This window comes from Algibacter aquimarinus, assembly GCF_039543265.1.
In the GTDB taxonomy this organism is placed as follows: domain Bacteria; phylum Bacteroidota; class Bacteroidia; order Flavobacteriales; family Flavobacteriaceae; genus Algibacter_B; species Algibacter_B aquimarinus.
Map to the genome: position 1 here is coordinate 279185 of NZ_BAABJK010000006.1, position 17834 is coordinate 297018.

Annotated in this window: 14 protein-coding genes; 1 reads left to right on the forward strand and 13 read right to left on the reverse strand. The window is 32.1% G+C overall.

What is annotated here, in order from left to right; genetic code table 11:
* Positions 1-167 precede the first annotated feature (167 nt).
* The 12 genes from ABD939_RS10415 to ABD939_RS10470 form a co-directional block, all read right to left on the reverse strand.
* Positions 168-2774: a DUF6923 family protein gene (locus tag ABD939_RS10415; protein WP_345168077.1), complete on the reverse strand. Its 2607-nt coding sequence runs from the start codon at positions 2772-2774 to the stop codon at positions 168-170.
* A gap of 369 nt (positions 2775-3143) precedes the next feature.
* Entirely contained in the window at positions 3144-3503 is a 360-nt protein-coding gene (locus ABD939_RS10420; protein WP_345168479.1) for a GIY-YIG nuclease family protein, read from the reverse strand.
* Between the two features lie 138 nt (positions 3504-3641).
* On the reverse strand, positions 3642-4352 hold the full coding sequence (locus tag ABD939_RS10425) for a LytR/AlgR family response regulator transcription factor (RefSeq protein ID WP_345168079.1): 711 nt from the start codon (positions 4350-4352) through the stop codon (positions 3642-3644).
* Positions 4353-4361: 9 nt separating this feature from the next.
* On the reverse strand, positions 4362-4679 hold the full coding sequence (locus ABD939_RS10430; protein WP_345168081.1) for an Hpt domain-containing protein: 318 nt from the start codon (positions 4677-4679) through the stop codon (positions 4362-4364).
* 3 nt (positions 4680-4682) lie between these two features.
* Entirely contained in the window at positions 4683-5732 is a 1050-nt protein-coding gene (locus ABD939_RS10435; protein ID WP_345168083.1) for a sensor histidine kinase, read from the reverse strand.
* Positions 5732-6865 (reverse strand): FIST signal transduction protein, encoded by a 1134-nt coding sequence (locus ABD939_RS10440; protein WP_345168084.1) that lies wholly within the window; start codon positions 6863-6865, stop codon positions 5732-5734. Before ABD939_RS10440 ends, ABD939_RS10435 begins: the two co-directional genes overlap by 1 nt.
* Positions 6866-6868: 3 nt before the next feature.
* Positions 6869-8845 (reverse strand): PAS domain S-box protein, encoded by a 1977-nt coding sequence (locus ABD939_RS10445; protein WP_345168086.1) that lies wholly within the window; start codon positions 8843-8845, stop codon positions 6869-6871.
* On the reverse strand, positions 8845-9384 hold the full coding sequence (locus ABD939_RS10450) for a heme NO-binding domain-containing protein (RefSeq protein ID WP_345168088.1): 540 nt from the start codon (positions 9382-9384) through the stop codon (positions 8845-8847). Before ABD939_RS10450 ends, ABD939_RS10445 begins: the two co-directional genes overlap by 1 nt.
* A gap of 1 nt (position 9385) precedes the next feature.
* The gene (locus tag ABD939_RS10455) at positions 9386-9796 is read right to left on the reverse strand and encodes a response regulator (protein WP_345168090.1); all 411 of its coding nucleotides are present in this window, start codon (positions 9794-9796) and stop codon (positions 9386-9388) included.
* Between the two features lie 128 nt (positions 9797-9924).
* A complete protein-coding gene (locus ABD939_RS10460) occupies positions 9925-11352 on the reverse strand; it encodes a rubredoxin (protein WP_345168092.1) in 1428 nt (475 codons plus the stop codon).
* Positions 11352-14873, reverse strand: coding sequence for a molybdopterin-dependent oxidoreductase (locus ABD939_RS10465; RefSeq protein ID WP_345168094.1), 3522 nt, complete (start codon positions 14871-14873; stop codon positions 11352-11354). Before ABD939_RS10465 ends, ABD939_RS10460 begins: the two co-directional genes overlap by 1 nt.
* 479 nt (positions 14874-15352) lie before the next feature.
* Positions 15353-16018: a response regulator gene (locus tag ABD939_RS10470; protein ID WP_345168096.1), complete on the reverse strand. Its 666-nt coding sequence runs from the start codon at positions 16016-16018 to the stop codon at positions 15353-15355.
* A gap of 139 nt (positions 16019-16157) precedes the next feature.
* Here ABD939_RS10470 and ABD939_RS10475 point away from each other — a divergent pair, with 139 nt between their 5' ends.
* Positions 16158-17408: a multiheme c-type cytochrome gene (locus tag ABD939_RS10475; RefSeq protein WP_345168097.1), complete on the forward strand. Its 1251-nt coding sequence runs from the start codon at positions 16158-16160 to the stop codon at positions 17406-17408.
* Between the two features lie 19 nt (positions 17409-17427).
* On the opposite strand, the gene ABD939_RS10480 is transcribed toward ABD939_RS10475, so the two are convergent.
* Entirely contained in the window at positions 17428-17808 is a 381-nt protein-coding gene (locus ABD939_RS10480) for a RidA family protein (protein WP_345168099.1), read from the reverse strand.
* Positions 17809-17834: the final 26 nt, after the last annotated feature.

Sequence of the window (17834 nt, forward strand, 5' to 3'; positions counted from 1 at the left end):
ATTGTACAGATTGCCACGTCGCTAAATCCTCGCAATGACATTAAAAAAGATATAGCGGAAAGCCCGACCCTTGTGGTAACGCCCTAATTATTTTAAAAGTCGAACAATAAAAAAAAGCGAAAAACTTTCGTTTTTCGCTCTAACCACCTTTGATAATTTGCTATTAATTATTCTAAGAGTAGTTTTAGGGTTTGATACTGGTTTTGGCTACTTACAATTTTGCAGAAATACATGCCCGAACTTAATTGGCCTCTTTTTAAAAGCAGGTTATTTTCTCCGCGGTTAACGGTATAGTCTATTTCTTTTACTAAAACGCCCATTTGGTTGTACATTTTTAGTGTTACTGTTTCGCGAACTTTTGCATTAAACAGTATGGTGGTGTTTGAGCGCATTGGGTTTGGTGATGCTAAAACATCTAAACCTTTGTCTGCCCCTACACTATTTGTTGACAGTGTGCTACTTTGTGCAAAATGTACTTGCTCTATACTAAAACTTTTGGTTTGTGTTTCGCCGTTTTCGGCAAGCATGGTGTATACAATAGATATAACATCGTTTACCTCAATTTTTGAACCGTCTGCAGTTGTAAAATCTTCGAATGCCAAGGTGTAATCTATCATATTTTCTGTTAATTCTATGGCTGTTTTATATTGGGTATCCCAGTTTTTTATACCTGCTTTAACTAAGCGCACAATTAATGTTCCCGTGCCTTTGGCTTGTAGTTTTAAACTATTATAAGCTGATAAATCTATTGGGTTAAACTTTGGTGTTAAGGCTCTGTAAGCCGCTACATAACTGTTTGTTGTTGCTTCTAAAGTAATATTTCGCTCTACTGGAAACACATCGCCTTGAAAAGTCTCATGGTTTGTTGCTACATCAAAACGAGATACATTTGCCTGTGCATCATCATAACCCCAAGGACCATCAGAAAGGAATAAATCGTCTGGTGTGTTTATGCCATCTCCAATTCTAAATCCAACATCAAACAAATTGCCTGCATCTACTTCTATATTAGATATGTAATTGCCGTTTAAATCAATATTAGTTGTTACTAATTCTACTATGTTAGTTTCAGTTGCTCGTAAACCTCCATCAAACTGCACTGCTTTACTGCCATTGGTATTTACAATTTGTAAATCTAGCTTCCCGTTATGGTATTTTCCTTGACGTACAAACACTGTTGGTGGTGTGGTATTATTATAGTTTTCTATAGGTTTTTGTACTTCTATTAACCGTACTACTTCTTCGCCTAATTCCACCAAATTATCTAGCGAATTTGACCATATTTGAAAATTATAAAACGGTACGTCCTTTTCGTATTTATCTAAATTCCAGTGACTCTCTATCCCGAAGTTTGTATTGTTATTGGTGGGTTTAGCAGATAAACTTAATACGAATTCTAATGAGCCATCGATATTTTGTATAAGAGCTTTTATAAATTGTTGTTCTTTAATTTCTATGGTTGAAACTGATATTAGTTTTGCACCTAACAACCTATCACAGATATACTTAGTATGTTCGTAAACACCTTTTTCGGTTTCTAATACCATAACTGAGCCGATGGCTTCTCCGTTTTTTAAATAATCTACAGAATAGATATCTTTAGCATTGGTTATACCGATTAAATCTCTTGGTGACGATTCTACAACTTCGTCTTCTTGAATAACTTCTAAAGGGATTAAATCTGATAGTTGAAAACTTCCGCCTTTTGCAGTAGCACTTTTACCATATTTTGATGATTTTTCGAACCGTTTTGCAGTAGTACTATTAAAACTATAACTACTTTTTGCACGGTTAAAGTTGCGCTTATTAATTAATTCTGAAAGTCTGTTATTGCTTTCTAAACCACCCGAATTAGCACTTGATGATGATGACACTTCTATAACTGGACAATTAGCATATCCTGAACATGATGGGTCTTCACAATCTATTAATCCATCACCATCATCATCAATTCCATTTGTACAATCTTCTTGTGGTACCGGTGCTGTAGGACAACGTGCACCATCATTTTGAGAACTTGAAGGTCCGAAGGCAAAAAGGTTAGATTCCATGGTATTAGAACCTGTTAAATCTTGAACATTTTGAATAACATAAATAGTTCCGGTTTGGTTTGCTGATACGTAAAAACGACCATCAGCATCAAAATAAACAGCACCATATGTGTAGTTTAATCCAGAAAGAATAGGCACTACACCTAGATTAGTCATAGTTTCAGTTTCAATATCAATTCTGTATAATATGTTAGTTTTCTTTTCAACGGTATATAACATATTATCAACAGCATTGAATGCCCAATCATGAATACTTATACTTAAAGGTAAGTTTGAGGTTAAAATGTGTTGTCCGTAGTTTTCAGATTCCGGATCTAAATCTATAGCATAATAAGAAGTTCCTCCACCTTTAAGGTAATACACACCATCAGCACTTACATCTCCTATATAACGACCACTAGTTGGTAGTTCATCAACATAATAAATAAGTGTTGAAAAGTCTTTACCGATACGCACAATAGATTTTGATGGAAAACTTAAAGAGCCCCAGATATAGCCATCTGCTGGATTGTAAGCAGCTGCGTTTATTGTGCCCTCAGTAATATCGGTGGCTACCGCATACGCATTTCCAGAAGCTAAATCTATAGCGTAAACATCATTGTATTGAAATAAGTAGGCGTTATAATCGCAATTAAAAGGTTGATCTTGGGTAGAGGCTCCAACTTGCGCATTTATTGTTTGCAAACTTGCAAATACAATAGATAATATTAATAATTTTTTCACGGTATATTAATTTATACCACAAAACTAACTTGTTAATAGAGTGAATTTTTTATTTTTCGGTGGATGAAAATTTAGTGTAGACGAATGGTTGTTTTGAGGTGTTTAGCTTTTTTATTTGAGATATGATTTCCCTTAAAGTAGATAATGATTAATGCTTTTGTCATGTCGAACGTATGTAAGACATCTCATAAGCAATAGAAATAACATATAATACGATTTATCCAGTCGTCGAAATTACTATGGATATAGAATTACAAAATGCTTGTCATGTCGACATGAGGTACGATTGAGACATCACATCAAAAATGAGGAATATTACAAAATAATAATGTGATTTCTCCTGTCGTCGAAATGACTAAGAACTATTAATTAAAACACCTTATTATTAAGTGTTTCCCAATTTGGGTTAAATTCTGAAATTAGTTTATTCTTCTTTTCCCTTCGCCACTTCTTTAATTCCTTTTCTCTGGCTATACCCAATTTTGGAAACTCAAAGGTTTCATAATACACTAAATAAACACAACCATATTTTCCAACAAAAGACTTTTTAGCATTTTGGGAATCAAAATAATGTTGAGAGAGTCTGTTTTGGATATTGCTGGTGAAGCCTATATATAAAGTTGTTCTGTATTTATTGGTTGTGATGTAAACGAAATATTTGTTTTCTATACTAAAATAATTATTTCTTACTCGAATGTGATTTCTCCTGACGTCGAAATGACTATGAATAGTTAATTAATTTACTTTTGTCATGTCGAAATGAGGCACGATTGAGACATCTCATTCGAGTAAGCAACTATTTATTGGCATAAAAACATGTGATTTCTCGTCGCTCATGCTTCACTCTGTCGAAATGACAAGACATTTTTAAAGCAAGTTTAAGCGCTTCATTAATTCCGGTCTGTTTGAGCGACTTACAGGAATAACATCCTTTTTTATTAAAACGCTATTATCTTCAATATCAATAATTTTTTGAACATTAATAACGTATGAACGATGTACTTTTAAAAACAAATCGTTTGGTAGCTTCTCCTCTATTTTCTTCAGTGTAGAATGAACTGTATAATTTTTATCCTCGGTTTTTACATGGATGTAATCGCCTTTTGCTTCAATTAAGTAAATACTTGGAATATCAATTTTTATCAAACGTCTATCAATATTTACATAAAGATCGTTTCCAGAAGCAGTTTCTACTTTATCATTATCAGAAGTTGTTGAAGAAGTAGCTATAAAAGATTCTGCTTTTTTAATTGCTTTTTCAAAACGTGGTAATGCTATTGGCTTTACTAAATAATCCACAATACAATCGTACTCAAACGCTTCAATAGCAAACTGAGAATCTGAGGTTGTGAGTATGATTTTAGGCGGATTTTTTAAGGTCTGAATAAAATCGAAACCTGTAAAATCGGGCATATGGATGTCTAAGAAAATTAAATCTACTTCGTTTTGATTTAAATATTTCATAGCCTCAATAGCATTAGGAAACTCTTCTAGAATATTTAAACTTGGTATATTAGAGCACAACTGAGATATAATCGCTCTAGCAGTAGCTTCGTCATCAATAATAATACAGTTCATAAGGTCACTTTACAAAGTTTCCAGATAGACTGTAATAGTTTTAAGGATTTGGTGAAACGCTTCATCTTTTGAAACATTGTTTTCTTTTAAATTATCCTCGTAACTTTCAGCTATCTTATAACTTTTTTCAAGCCCTAAAATACTAATTTTATGTTTAAGTTTGTGTACATTTTCTGCTAAAGCCTTAAAATCCTGAGCTTCTAAGTTTTTAAAATACACCTCTTTTTCTTCTGGGAATTCCTTTTTTATTATTGTAATGAGCTTATTCTTAAAGGTTTCATCTCCTCCAGACAACTCGTTTATGTAAGATAAATTAGGTTGTTCCATAAATTACTTTTTTAAGGTGAAATGAAATGTTGTTCCTTTTCCAACTTCAGATTCTACCCAAATATCGCCGCCATAAAGTGTTACAATCTTTTTAACAATAGACAAGCCAATTCCTGAAGATTCTGGGTTGTTTTCTAGTTTTTGAAATGTTTTAAATATCTTATCAAAATAGTTATCATCGATACCCTTTCCATTGTCTTTTACATAAAATTTCCAAAATGTGGTAGTGTCCTCCACTCCTATTTCAATTAGTCCTTCTAACTTATCATTATATTTAATGGCATTATCTATCAGATTTTGAAACACCTGTTGTAATCTAAATTTATCGCCTTTAACAACAGGCAATGTATTGGCTTTTAGTATGGTAATATGATGTGGCACTAGCATTGTAGTTTTAATACTATCAACCAATTTATCGATACTTACATCGTAAAAATCTGTTTTGTTTTTATTAATGGTAGAATAGTCTAGAATACCACTTATTAGTGTATCCATTTTTTCTACGTTCGTTCTAATTAGGCTCAAACTTTTTGCACCGTCAGCATCTAGTTTATCTTTATAATCTTCATGCAACCAAGCGGTTAACGCATCTATACTTCGTAATGGCGATTTTAAATCATGAGACACCATGTGAGCATAATCGCTTAATTCTTGATTTTGATACCCTAATTCTTCTACAAGTTTTTCCCGTTGCTTATTAATTTTTACAATCTCTTTGGTTTGGTTATCTATGAAATCGACAAGTTTTAAACCATCCAAATCTACCGTATCTAAACTTTTATGCTCTGGTAACTCATAAAATTTAAGGGTTTCTATAACGCGTCTTAATTTATTAATAACCTCTGTTTGTGCTTGGGCTTCTTGTTTTAATTGCTCATTGGCAATAAACAACTCATCTGAACTTATAGACATAGCACGCTGTTGCATGACGTATTGATCATCAAAATTTGCGTAAGATCTGTTTACCGCATCTATAAATGCAGCTAAATCTTCAGAACTAGCCTGTTCTTCTGATAAATATTTTCGTATTTGGCGCTTAAGTAACGAGTTCATTATTCACTAATTAGCGTTATGGTCATGGTTTGATTATGCAGTTGGCAATTGTTTTCACCATGAAATGGTGCAATTTCCCCGTAAGAATAAAAGCCACAAATTGTAGTATCGTTACCTACCACAGCAACCACTTCTTCTATTTCTTCTTCTACACGCTGGTCTAGTACCAGTTTTCTACCAATACAACTTACTAATAAAGCTAATTGCGGTTTTGTACTTCTTAGCTCTAAAGCTTGTTTAGCAGCGCGTTCTGATGCGTTTGCTATATTATCAACATTAGTCATCATAAGCTGTACTTTAGAATGTTCTGGTATATCTCCAGCTAAAATCATGGTATTATCAGCTTCGTCTATATTTAAAATGGTTCGTACAAAGGATTGTTTTTCTTCTGAAGACTTAACGTTTAATGGGTACAGCAACGCAGCTGCAGGTAATTCTTTAGATTTATCACCAAGGTATTTTTTATATAAATCTAGTGCTGGTTGATTGTCTAACTCGTACAATACATTCGATTTTGATTTAGTGACTACACGCTCTGGACCAAAAGGTGTCCACCCGCCATGAATGGAAAATGAGGCTTCAAACGATTCGCCATAAAACCCAATGGCTACAATTTCGCCTGGTTTTGGGTTTTCGTTGTACCCGGCTAATGTTTTTTCAAAACGTGCCGCATCACCACACAACCCTCCTGTAATTAATACATTATTAGTTGTAGAGGTATTCATTCCTTTAGTAAGTTCACTACCATTTATAAAACTGCCCTCGGATAATACAAAAACGTATTTTAAACCGTCTTCCGGAAATTGTTTTAGTAAATCAACGCCTGTTTTATGGCTATCTAAATCTGAATGTAATACGTTACTTTTTTTGATTAAAAACTCTGTTTTTTCAAATTCTATGGCAGTAATCGTTATACTATCGTCATCAACCGTATTGGATGTAATATCACCACTTGTAGAACCGAACACTAACTCTCCGTCTGGGAATAGTGCTTTAACCTCTTCATATATAGTGTTATCTTCAAGCATATATCTGTTTCCTAAAACCAAAACCAATGGTTTAGATAAGGCTTGCTTTGGTGATAAATAGGTCCAATCTCTTGTTTTATGCTTTTTTAACTGTACTGTTTTCATACCTTATTTTTTTAAAGTGAAAAAGAAGGTAGTACCTATATTTGGTTTACTCTCTAACCAAATTTGGCCTTGGTGTAAATCCACAATTTTCTTTACAATGGAAAGCCCAATACCTGTAGAATCTTTACTTTTATTTAATGAATGAAATATTTTGAAAATTTTCTCATGGAACTTTTCTTCAATACCGATACCATTATCTTTAACTGAAAATTGATAATGTGTTCCATTATCTTTAACATCTATTTCAACTAAACCAACATCTTTATCAATAAACTTAATTGCATTACTAATTAAGTTTTGAAATAGCTGCTGCAGTTTAACTTTTTCGCCCTCTATTTTAGGTAAAGGTTGTAAAATAGATATTGTAACATGGTCTGGAACAAATAATATGTTTTTTAAATCTTTAATTAGAGCATCTAAATCCACTTTTTGTTTCTCCAAACTTTCGTCACCAACACTAGAATACATGAGCACATCAGAAATTAGCTGTTCCATTTTTTCCAGAGTTATTTCAATTAAATTTAAATTTTGAATACTGGTATCGTCAAGTTTTTCTTTATTATCCTCTTTAATCCAATTCACTAAAGCATCAATACTACGCAATGGCGATTTTAAATCATGAGAAACAATATGTGCATACTCTTGAAGTTCATCATTACTTTTTTCTAACTTCTTAAGTAAACTTTCTTTTTGTAATTCTAAACTTTTTAAATCTGTAATATCTAAATGAATTCCTATAGAGCCAGTGTTCTCGCCGTTTAGATTATAATTTGGTGCACCACTAATTAGCCAATGCCTGTCTTCCCCAAGTTTAGTTGTTACTTTAAGTTCATAAGAGTTTGATTTGCCCTTTTCTCGCTTTTTATGTTCTTGCTTAAACGTTTCATAATCGGTACCCTTCAAAAATATTTTGCTAGCTATTTTACCTATCAATTCAGATTCTTCATATCCAGACATTTCTGTAAAACTTTGATTGACCATCAAAATTTTATCATCATTATCTACCTCCAATAACCCTAAGTTCATATTGGCAATTATACTACTATACTTTTGTTTTTGTGCCTCTAAACTCTTTCTATACTTTCTTCTTAGGGTAACATCCTTGTAAGTCCATAAATGTCCTTTATATGTGCCTTTTTCATAAACAGGTATATAATCACGCTCTAGAATTTTACCATCTGTAGTTTCTAATTCATCTCCTAATACTTCTAACTTATCTTTTAAAATCTCATTTATTCGTTTTACAAATAAATCGGGTTTTTTAAATAACACTTTATTTTGCTCTGCAGCATCACTACAATCTGCACCCTTTAATTGATCGGGGCTAGCTGTAATACCAAAAAGTTCGCAAAACTTATTATTAGTTAATACTATTTTTCTATGTTCATCTTCTAGTAATACACCACTATCTAAATTAGCAATAAGACTTGCTAATCTATTTTCAGATTCAATAAGTTGAATTTCAGCTTCTTTAGCTTTAGTTATATCTCTAACAATACCTTGAGCAGCAACTGGTTGACCATTATCATAAATTATACTGGCATTAATATGTACTAACTTTTTTTCTTTTTTTTGGGTAATAATATTAACATCAAAATCGGTAAGTGTTCCATTATTCATTAAAGATTGAAATGACTCAGCTACGCGTTCCATCTCTTCAGGATGCGCCATTTCAAGAAGATTGAATTCTACCTTTGTATCATCAAAACCCAAAAGATTTACTGCAGCATCATTCATTTTAAGAATATTACCCATTAGGTCCATAATAACATAGGCATCTACAATATTTTCGAAAACGCCTTGTAATTGTGAATCTGTTTTACTGAGTAAAGCCTCTAATTCTGTATATGATTTTTCTAGTTTTTGTTTTGCTTCATATAATTCTGCTGCTTTATTTTCAAGAATTTTTTCTGCTTGTTTCCGAGCAGCTTTCTCACGTGCAAGCGCACGTTGCAACATGTCAATTTTATCTTGACTCATTAATTTTTGTTAATTACAAACTTAACTTCAGTTCCATCTGTATTAAGTTTTTCTAAAGCTATTGTAGCAGTTGAATTAAAATGTTCAAATGTTTTATTCATTAAACCTAAACCAAAATGATGCATAGCTCTGCTTGATTTGTAAATCATAACCAAACTATCTTGAGTTTTCTCAACGACTTCAAAGGTTGGTAGTTCTGCATCCGGATATATTTTTCGTACTTCTACGTGTATGTGGTTTTCTATGGAAGATAACATCTCAATAGGGTCTTTATAGGTTGCTAAGAGTCCAGGATAACTTTCTTCTATTACTCCAAAAAAATGTTCTGCATATACCAATAATAAATCATCAATAGAAATGCTTGTATGCGCACTTAAATGCTGCAACAATTGCAACATCTCAGAAAAACTATAGGTACCAACAGATGTATACACACCACCAGATTCTAAATCCGATTGGGTTAAGATTTTATCAAGAACTTCTAATCCAAATTTATCTTCAACCAAGTCCAAAAATTCAGTAAATACTATACCTTTCATTTTAAATTTGCTTTACTTCGTTAATACTCCAATATGCTAAAAGCTTTTCTATTTTAGAGGTATAGTCTTCATATTTTAATGGTTTTAAAACGTATCCAGCGATACCAATTCTATAACATTCTAATAAATCTTTTTGATTGTTTGATGTTGTTAAAATTATGGTTGGAATGTATTTTAAAACTTCATCATTCTTTAAAATATTTAAAAACTCTATACCATTTAGCTTTGGCATATTCAAATCTAACAAAATTATGTCAGGTAATTCGTCTTTATTTTGTAAAACTTTAAGTGCTTCTTCTCCATTGTTGGCTTCCACGATTTTATGTGGTAATTCAAGTTTAGAAATTGTTCTATTCAATTTCATTACCTCAATCATATCGTCTTCAATCAACAATATATTCAATGTATTCATAGTCTCTCCGTATTTTTAAATAACCAAGTTAACAAACGTTACAAGAAAATAAAGTTGATTTCGCCTAAATGAAATTATGTGTAGACGAATGGAAATTAAGTGTAGACGAATGGTTTTAAAAAAAACAACTAACTAATGAGTACTTTTTTCTCAAAACTACTTTTTGGTGCCTCACAAAGTGAACATTCATAAGTATCAGGTAAGCTTTCAAAAGTGGTATTAGGTGATATATTTTGAGTTATATCACCATAAACTTCATTATAAATAGTCATACATTCTGAACATTGATGCACTTCGTCTTCAGTAGTTTCTTTTACTGTAACTTGAGTACTTTCATCCTCCCGTTCTGTGCCTAATTGTTCAAAATACAATTGACTTAACTCCATTAACAAAGCGGGTAATTCAACCTTGTCTACATCTTGAACATGCATTATGTATTCACGTGAATTGGGATCGAAATTTTTTGCATAGAGTAAATTATAGGTATCTCTTATTATAAAATCGCCTTTAATTTCTGGTTGTCTATTTTTTTCAATCACAATTGATGTGAAATTGTAAGTATCACTATCATAACTAGTAATACCAAAGGTTAAGCCGTAAGTACTAATATCATTTTGGTCAAAATTGGTAACTAAATACTTTTTTAAACTTAAGGCATCTTTGTCATTAACTGGTAAATGCCAATTCATTTCAAGCATAGAATGACGGACATTAATACCATATTTACCCAAGAATTTTTCCCAGTTTAATTTTGAATGTAGAGGAATACCTTTGACAATAAATGATTTCCAAGGTGTTATTGTAATTTTTCCAATTTTGTTTTCTGAACATAAATCGCACATGGCCTTTAAGAACTTAAGATCGTATCGATTATTTCTCCAATATAATCCTAACCAATACCTGTCTTGACCTATACGATTCATCCCTTCATAATACGGAAATGGATAAAAAGGAACCTCTAAAGGTTTATCAACCGTTCTATTATTAGTATCTACAGCATCTATCACCAAATCAAAAACCATCTCGATACTTTCTGGTTCTTCTATTAAAATATTTTCTATAGCCAACTCTACTTTGCCCATATCCCAACTGTAAATGAGCGCAGGATACATTTGCGTTTTTTTCCAACCCGGAAGTCTTAAGTATAAATACCAATAATCTTCATGCTCTGATGCTATAAAATTCACATTTCCAGTAAATAATGGAACTAGCCTTTGTTTAGGGTCTATAACATTAATACGAAGTTTTGGGTTGTGTTTAAATTGTTCTAAAACATATAAATAACGATCACTTGTTAACCAAGAGGTACTAGGTAAAATTTCTGCGGAAACATAAGAAGATGCTATATTTTCAACACCGTCTCTTTTAGGTTTTACAAATTGAATTTTATCATACTGTGCAAACTTAGTTTCATCAATTTCTTCAGGAAAAATAATGTCTTGTCGAGAACCGAAAGAAATGGCATCTAAACCCAAACCCTCGGCAGCTTCACAAATATATTTTAACTCTCCAGGCGATAAAACACCTCCATTTATCATTAATCTGTATGGCTCCATTATGCTAACACTTTTGAATTTTGAAGTATTTCTCTAACCTCAGTTTTACAACTTCCACATCCTAAACCTGCTCCTGTTTTATTACATAATTCTGTAAAATCCGTACACCCCTGGGTAATTGTTTCTTCTATATTACCTACTCCTACCTGACTGCAAGAACATACTAGTTTTCCTAAAACAGGTACATCGTTTGATGATCCTCGAAGAAGCTTATCTCGCTTTTCAGCCATTTCAATTTTACTATCAATCATTGTTTTAAATTCGGCAAATTCATTTTTATCACCCATTAAAACAGCTCCAATTAGCAAATCATCTTTTACAATACACTTTTTGTAGTAACGTTTTTTAATATCTGTAAATATAATTTCTTCATAGCTATCATCATTTTCAGGAACATTAATTTCTCCGATACTACACAAGTTTAAATCGTTAAATTTTAGAATATTCATCAACACAGAACCGCTATAAGAGGAACTAACATCACCCGCTATAAAGTTTGCTAAAATATTAGCTTGCTCTTCAGCTGCAGATGTTATACCGAATAGCTGATTATTGTATTCTGCTATTTCACCAATTGCAAAAATATCGGGGTGCGAAGACTGTAAATGTTGATTAACTTTTACGCCTCTACCACACGAAATCCCGTTTATTCTGGCTATTTCTATATTTGGAATAGTACCAATTGCATAAACAATAGCATTTGCAGTAATAAATTTTCCACTTTTAAGTGTAATATTCAATTCACCTGTTTCATCGTCATCAAACACGGTACTTACTTCGTTATCAAAGTAAATTTGAATACCTCTTTCTTGAACATCTAGAGCTAATAATTTACTTGAAACTATATCTAACTGACGTTCCATTAAGCGAGAACCACGTTGCACAATTGTAATTTTGGCATTTTTATGCTTCATAGCCGCAGCCAACTCTAAACCTAACAACCCACCGCCAACAATAACTACGTGCTGCTCTTCTGGTGGCAAACCTGTAGCATCTAAATAGGTTTTAAAACTATCAGCATCACTTTTATTTCGCATGGTAAAACGCCCAGGTAAATCTATTTGTACATCTCGTGGTATAAAGGCACGACTACCTGTTGCTAATATTAATTTATCAAAGCTATGCGATTCAGAATTGCTATCATTTACTAATTTATTAGTTTTATCAATTTTAGTTATATAGGTTTCTGGGTGAAGATGAATATTAAGTTTATTTAGTTCTTTTTCTTTAATTTTTAAAAGTTGCTCCCAACTTAATTCCTCAGTTACATATTCTGGTAACAATACTCTATTGTAAAACAGGTTAGGTTCTTTTGAAAACACATGGATTTCATCTGTTTTATTTTGTTCTCTATAGTTTTGTACAAACCTAAATGCTGCTGCACCCGCACCAGCAATAATAATTTTTTCTGATACTTTTATATATTTTGAAACCGAAACACGTGTAAACTTAAAATCTGGTTCTTTAGATGTTGGGTCGATATGTGTATTTGTTAAATTATTTGCCCTGTTTAAATTACTTTGCAATCGTTTACCCCAATGCATTGGCAAAAACACCACACCCTTTTTAATAGTATCGGTAAGTTTTGCACGTACTCTAACTACACCATTTTCTCCTTTAATTTCAGTAATATCACCATTTTCTATTTTATATAAATAGGCATCTACAGGATTAATTTCTAAAACTGGAGTTGGGTAGTGTGTTTTTAAACGTGATACTTTACCAGTTTTTGTCATAGTATGCCACTGATCTCGAACGCGACCTGTAGTTAAAATTAAAGGAAACTGATTGTTTGGTTGTACCGAAGTATTTTCAATAGTACTAGGTAAATTAAATTGTGCTTTTTGTGATGGTGTGTAAAACTTTTTATCTTCAAACAAACGAGGGGTGCCTTGATGCCTATGCTCTGGTACTGGCCATTGAAATGTGCCTTCAGTTTTTAATCTATCATAATTTAAAAAGGATACATCTATATTTGTCCCTTTTGTCATAGATGCATATTCGTCGTAAATTTCACTGGCATTATTGAAGTTAAAACCTCTAAAACCCATACGTTGGGCAAAATCACAAAATATTTCAACATCTGGTCTTGCTTCTCCTGGTGCATCTATTTCTTTTGGCAAGTACGAAATTCTGCGTTCTGAATTTGTCATAGTCCCTTCCTTTTCTAACCAAGCTGCTGCTGGTAATACCAAATCTGCAAAAGCAACTGTATCCGATTTATGTGAAATCTCTTGAACCACCACAAACTTTGAGTTTTTCATGGCTTTTTCAATACGATTTAAATTTGGTAAACTCACCAATGGATTTGTACACGCAATCCAAACCGCTTTCATTTTACCGCTTTCCAGTGCATCAAACATTTCAGTAGCCGTTAATCCTGGTTTTGGATTTATTTTATCAACGCCCCAAAACTGAGCAACTTCACGACGGTGTTCTTCATTCATTAAATCTTTATGAACTGCCAGTAAGTTTGCCATTCCACCTACTTCACGTCCGCCCATGGCATTTGGCTGTCCTGTTAAAGAAAAAGGTCCTGCACCAGGTTTACCAACTTGTCCTGTTATTAATGATAAATTTAAAAGTGATACATTTTTATCTGTACCAACTACACTCTGGTTTAAGCCCATAGCCCACATACTAATAAAGCCTTTTGAAAGCCCTATCATATCTGCCGCCTTTTGTATATCCTTTTCTGGCACACCACACATTTTTGATGCCTGCCTTAAAGACGTTTTAAAAATTAAATCTTTATAATTTTTAAAACCTTCAGTGTATCTATTTATAAAATTTTCGTCAATTAAACCTCGTTTATACAAGCATCTTCCAATAGCATTGTATAAAATCACATCAGTTCCTGGTAATAATTGTAAATGTAAATCGGCAAAATTAGCAGTGTCTGTCTTTCTTGGGTCAACAACTATTATATTAACGTTAGGATTATCTTCTTTATGCTTTTCTAAACGTCTGAATAATATAGGATGACACCATGCAGGATTTGCTCCTGTAATTAAAAACGTATCTGCAAGCTCGATATCTGCGTAAGAAATAGGAACACTATCTTCACCAAAGGTTTTCTTGTAACCAACAACAGCAGAACTCATACATAAACGGGAATTAGTATCAATATTATTGGTACCTAAAAAGCCTTTTGTTAATTTATTTGCTATATAATATTCCTCGGTTAAACTTTGCCCAGACACATAAAAACCTACACTATCTGGTCCATGTTTTTTTATGATAGATTTAAAAACACTTGCTGCTCTATCCAAAGCGTTATCCCAACTTACACGCTCTCTTGGGTGCGATCTACTCCATCTCATTTCTGGATATAAAATTCTATCGGAAGTATCATTAGCAACATAATGTAAATTCATTCCCTTAGAACATAACATACCCTTATTCACTGGGTGGTCTTTATCACCTTCAACATATACCTTATTACTACTGTCTTTTTTAACAATAATACCGCAGCCAACACCACAATAAGAACAGGTTGTTTTTACTTCGTTTTTAATCATTTACAGGGCTGTTTTTTACTAAATAATACATTTTAACTTCTGAAAACAAATGGTTTAAACATTATTCTGAATCCCTTAAAAAAGGTGCTTAAAATTTTAAAATTTGATAAAAATCAAAGTACAAAACCGTAACATTGATTACATATTTAAGATAAAAATTAATTTTATTATAATATCAAATCTACGTATTAATACTTAATTTTTATGTTAAATATTACGTATTACTGAATAATTATGAGGTTGATAATTTGATAATATGAATTTTAAGGATTTAGTAAAAATGATTAAAATGTTATACCTAGAAATAAAAGAACTAAAATTTAGTCATTTGATTAGTAAAAAAAATAAAAACTAATTTCTAGCAAATACACGTAGACTTTATGTAGTGATGTTTAATAATTATTATGTGAATTATAAAAATTAGAGAATTTCAATTAACCCTAAAATGTGATCTTTAAATATCAATAAAATGACTTTTGTTAAACCAACCCAAATTCCTTGGCCTTATTACTTAATTCCATTAAGTTTTTAACCTCCAATTTCTTCATCAAATTAAAGCGATGTACTTCGGCCGTACGTTTACTGATTTGAAGTTCTTCAGCAATATCTTTATTGTTCTTTAATTGCAATACCAAATCTAAAATCTGTTTTTCGCGCTTGGTTAGATTAAAAGAATCCTCTTTCGGTGTTACTTGTGTTGCCTCAACAGTATTGGTGTTACCATTCACAAAATTATTCATAATAATGGCCGATACATCACCAGTAAAATACTTACCACCCGCAGCTACTTTTGTAACCGCTTTTAAAAATTCCTCTTTACTGGCTCCTTTTAATAAATACCCATCAGCTCCTGCTTGTATGGCTTGTACAACATATTCTTCTGAATCGTGCATGGATAATACCAATGTGCGCACATCTTTATGAGATTTACTCATCTCGCCAACTACTTCAATACCATTCATTTCTGGCATACGTATATCTACAATCAATACATGAGGCTTGTTTCTAGTAATAACTTCTAAAGCCTCTTTTCCGTCAGATGCTTCATCTATTACTACAATTCCTGATTGGTCTTCTAAAAGTGCTTTAATACCATCTCTCACAAGAACATGATCATCGGCTAGTACAACATTAATTTTATCCATAATTTATTGTTATGCATACAAAAGTAACAAATTAAGTAATACTACGTATTTATACTTCTTTATTGCCTACTAATTTTTACTGCTACTAAATAACAAAAAAATTATTATGGATAACAATCCAATTTTGTAGATTTATAAAATGATGAAAAGATTCATATTTTTTATCTTATTTATAATCACTGTTTTTGCTGTTTACCTTTGGCAAAAAAGACCTATTGATAGGTATGAATATTTTGAAAAAGGACAAAAATTAGAGCATTTTAATGGTCTAGAATTTTCAGGCTCTGAGGCCTGCATTTCTTGTCATGAAGATGTTTATAATCAACATATAAAATCTGCTCATTATTTAAGTTCAACCATCCCCTCTGATAGTACTATCAAAGGAATACATGAAGGGATTTCTGATAGTTTTAAGATAGGAAAACATCATAGTTATTCAATTCAAAAGAAATGGAATGGCTTTTTTCAAATATTAAAAAATGATTCTATTAGTAAAATTGTAAGGGAAGATAAAATTGATATTGTAATTGGTTCGGGAGTAAAAGGACAATCTTATTTTAGCTGGGAGGATGATAAGTTATTTCAGTTACAAACTTCATATTTTGTTCCTAGTAAACAATGGATAAATAGCCCTGGCTACAAAGAAACAATAGAACCTAAAAAACGTCCAATTTCTGTAAGCTGTCTAGAATGTCATGCTACTTTTGCAAAAATGACATCTCGTAAACAAACTAAAAATGAGTTTAACAAGCGAAGTATAATTTTAGGAATAGATTGCGAACGTTGCCACGGTCCTGCCGCAAAGCATGTTGAATACCAGATTAAGTTTCCAAATGATACTATTGGAAAACATATTTTAAAACAAAATCAATTATCAAGACAACAAAAAATGGATATGTGTGCTTTGTGTCATTCAGGCTCTAAAACAAAAAAACCTAATACGGAATTTCGTTTTGTTTTAGGAGACACTTTAGACAATTACGTAGTTAAAGATTTTAGGAGTTTTTACAGATCAAAACATAAATCAACGGTTGATGTTCATGGAAATCAAGTAGAGCTTTTAGAAGCTAGTAAATGCTTTAAAAAAACAGCTAGTATGGATTGTAACACTTGCCATAATGCTCACGCCAAAGAAAGAGGAAATTTAATTAATTTTAATAACAAATGTATAAACTGCCACAGTAGCCAAAAGATTAATTGTAGTTTACCCTCAACTTCTTCAGAAGATAATGCTAGCAACTGTATAGATTGCCATATGCCAATATCAAACTCTAACTCATTAAAAATTCAGGATAACGATAGTTTGGTTCAAGTTAAAGTTCGCAGTCATCTCATAAAAATATATGAAACACCAACGGATAAAATAACACAGTACATAAACAATTTATAAATTGGATAAATAATTTATACTATGTTTTTAAAGCAGTAACCTCTATTTCAATCTTCATTTTATCATCAGCAAGTCCAGCTGAAAACATAGTAGCAGCAGGTTTTATTTCGCCTAAATACTTTTTAAGAACTGGCCAACAATCTTTAAAATCATCAGCTTTTGGTAAAATATAAGTCACTCTTACTATATCTGATAAGTTTGCCCCTGCTTCCTTTAATGTGTTTTCTATATTAATTAAACATTGTTCGGTTTGGGTTACTATATCGTTACTAATAGTCATTGTTTTGTAGTTATAGCCTGTAGTGCCAGAAATAAAAACCCAATTACCTTGGACTACAGCTCGAGAATAGCCAACTTTTTCTTCGAATGTTGAACCCGAGCTTATCAGTTTTCTTTCCATAGTTTTTAATTTAATAATATCTAGTC

Excerpts from the sequence above, each read along its gene's own strand:
- ABD939_RS10480 (WP_345168099.1), bottom strand. The coding sequence starts at position 17,808 with ATGGAAAGAAAACTGATAAGCTCGGGTTCAACATTCGAAGAAAAAGTT.
- ABD939_RS10455 (WP_345168090.1), bottom strand. The coding sequence starts at position 9,796 with ATGAATACATTGAATATATTGTTGATTGAAGACGATATGATTGAGGTA.
- ABD939_RS10440 (WP_345168084.1), bottom strand. The coding sequence starts at position 6,865 with ATGAAAACAGTACAGTTAAAAAAGCATAAAACAAGAGATTGGACCTAT.
- ABD939_RS10460 (WP_345168092.1), bottom strand. The coding sequence starts at position 11,352 with ATGGAGCCATACAGATTAATGATAAATGGAGGTGTTTTATCGCCTGGA.
- ABD939_RS10475 (WP_345168097.1), top strand. The coding sequence starts at position 16,158 with ATGATGAAAAGATTCATATTTTTTATCTTATTTATAATCACTGTTTTT.
- ABD939_RS10445 (WP_345168086.1), bottom strand. The coding sequence starts at position 8,845 with ATGAGTCAAGATAAAATTGACATGTTGCAACGTGCGCTTGCACGTGAG.
- ABD939_RS10430 (WP_345168081.1), bottom strand. The coding sequence starts at position 4,679 with ATGGAACAACCTAATTTATCTTACATAAACGAGTTGTCTGGAGGAGAT.
- ABD939_RS10450 (WP_345168088.1), bottom strand. The coding sequence starts at position 9,384 with ATGAAAGGTATAGTATTTACTGAATTTTTGGACTTGGTTGAAGATAAA.
- ABD939_RS10435 (WP_345168083.1), bottom strand. The coding sequence starts at position 5,732 with ATGAACTCGTTACTTAAGCGCCAAATACGAAAATATTTATCAGAAGAA.
- ABD939_RS10470 (WP_345168096.1), bottom strand. The coding sequence starts at position 16,018 with ATGGATAAAATTAATGTTGTACTAGCCGATGATCATGTTCTTGTGAGA.
- ABD939_RS10465 (WP_345168094.1), bottom strand. The coding sequence starts at position 14,873 with ATGATTAAAAACGAAGTAAAAACAACCTGTTCTTATTGTGGTGTTGGC.
- ABD939_RS10425 (WP_345168079.1), bottom strand. The coding sequence starts at position 4,352 with ATGAACTGTATTATTATTGATGACGAAGCTACTGCTAGAGCGATTATA.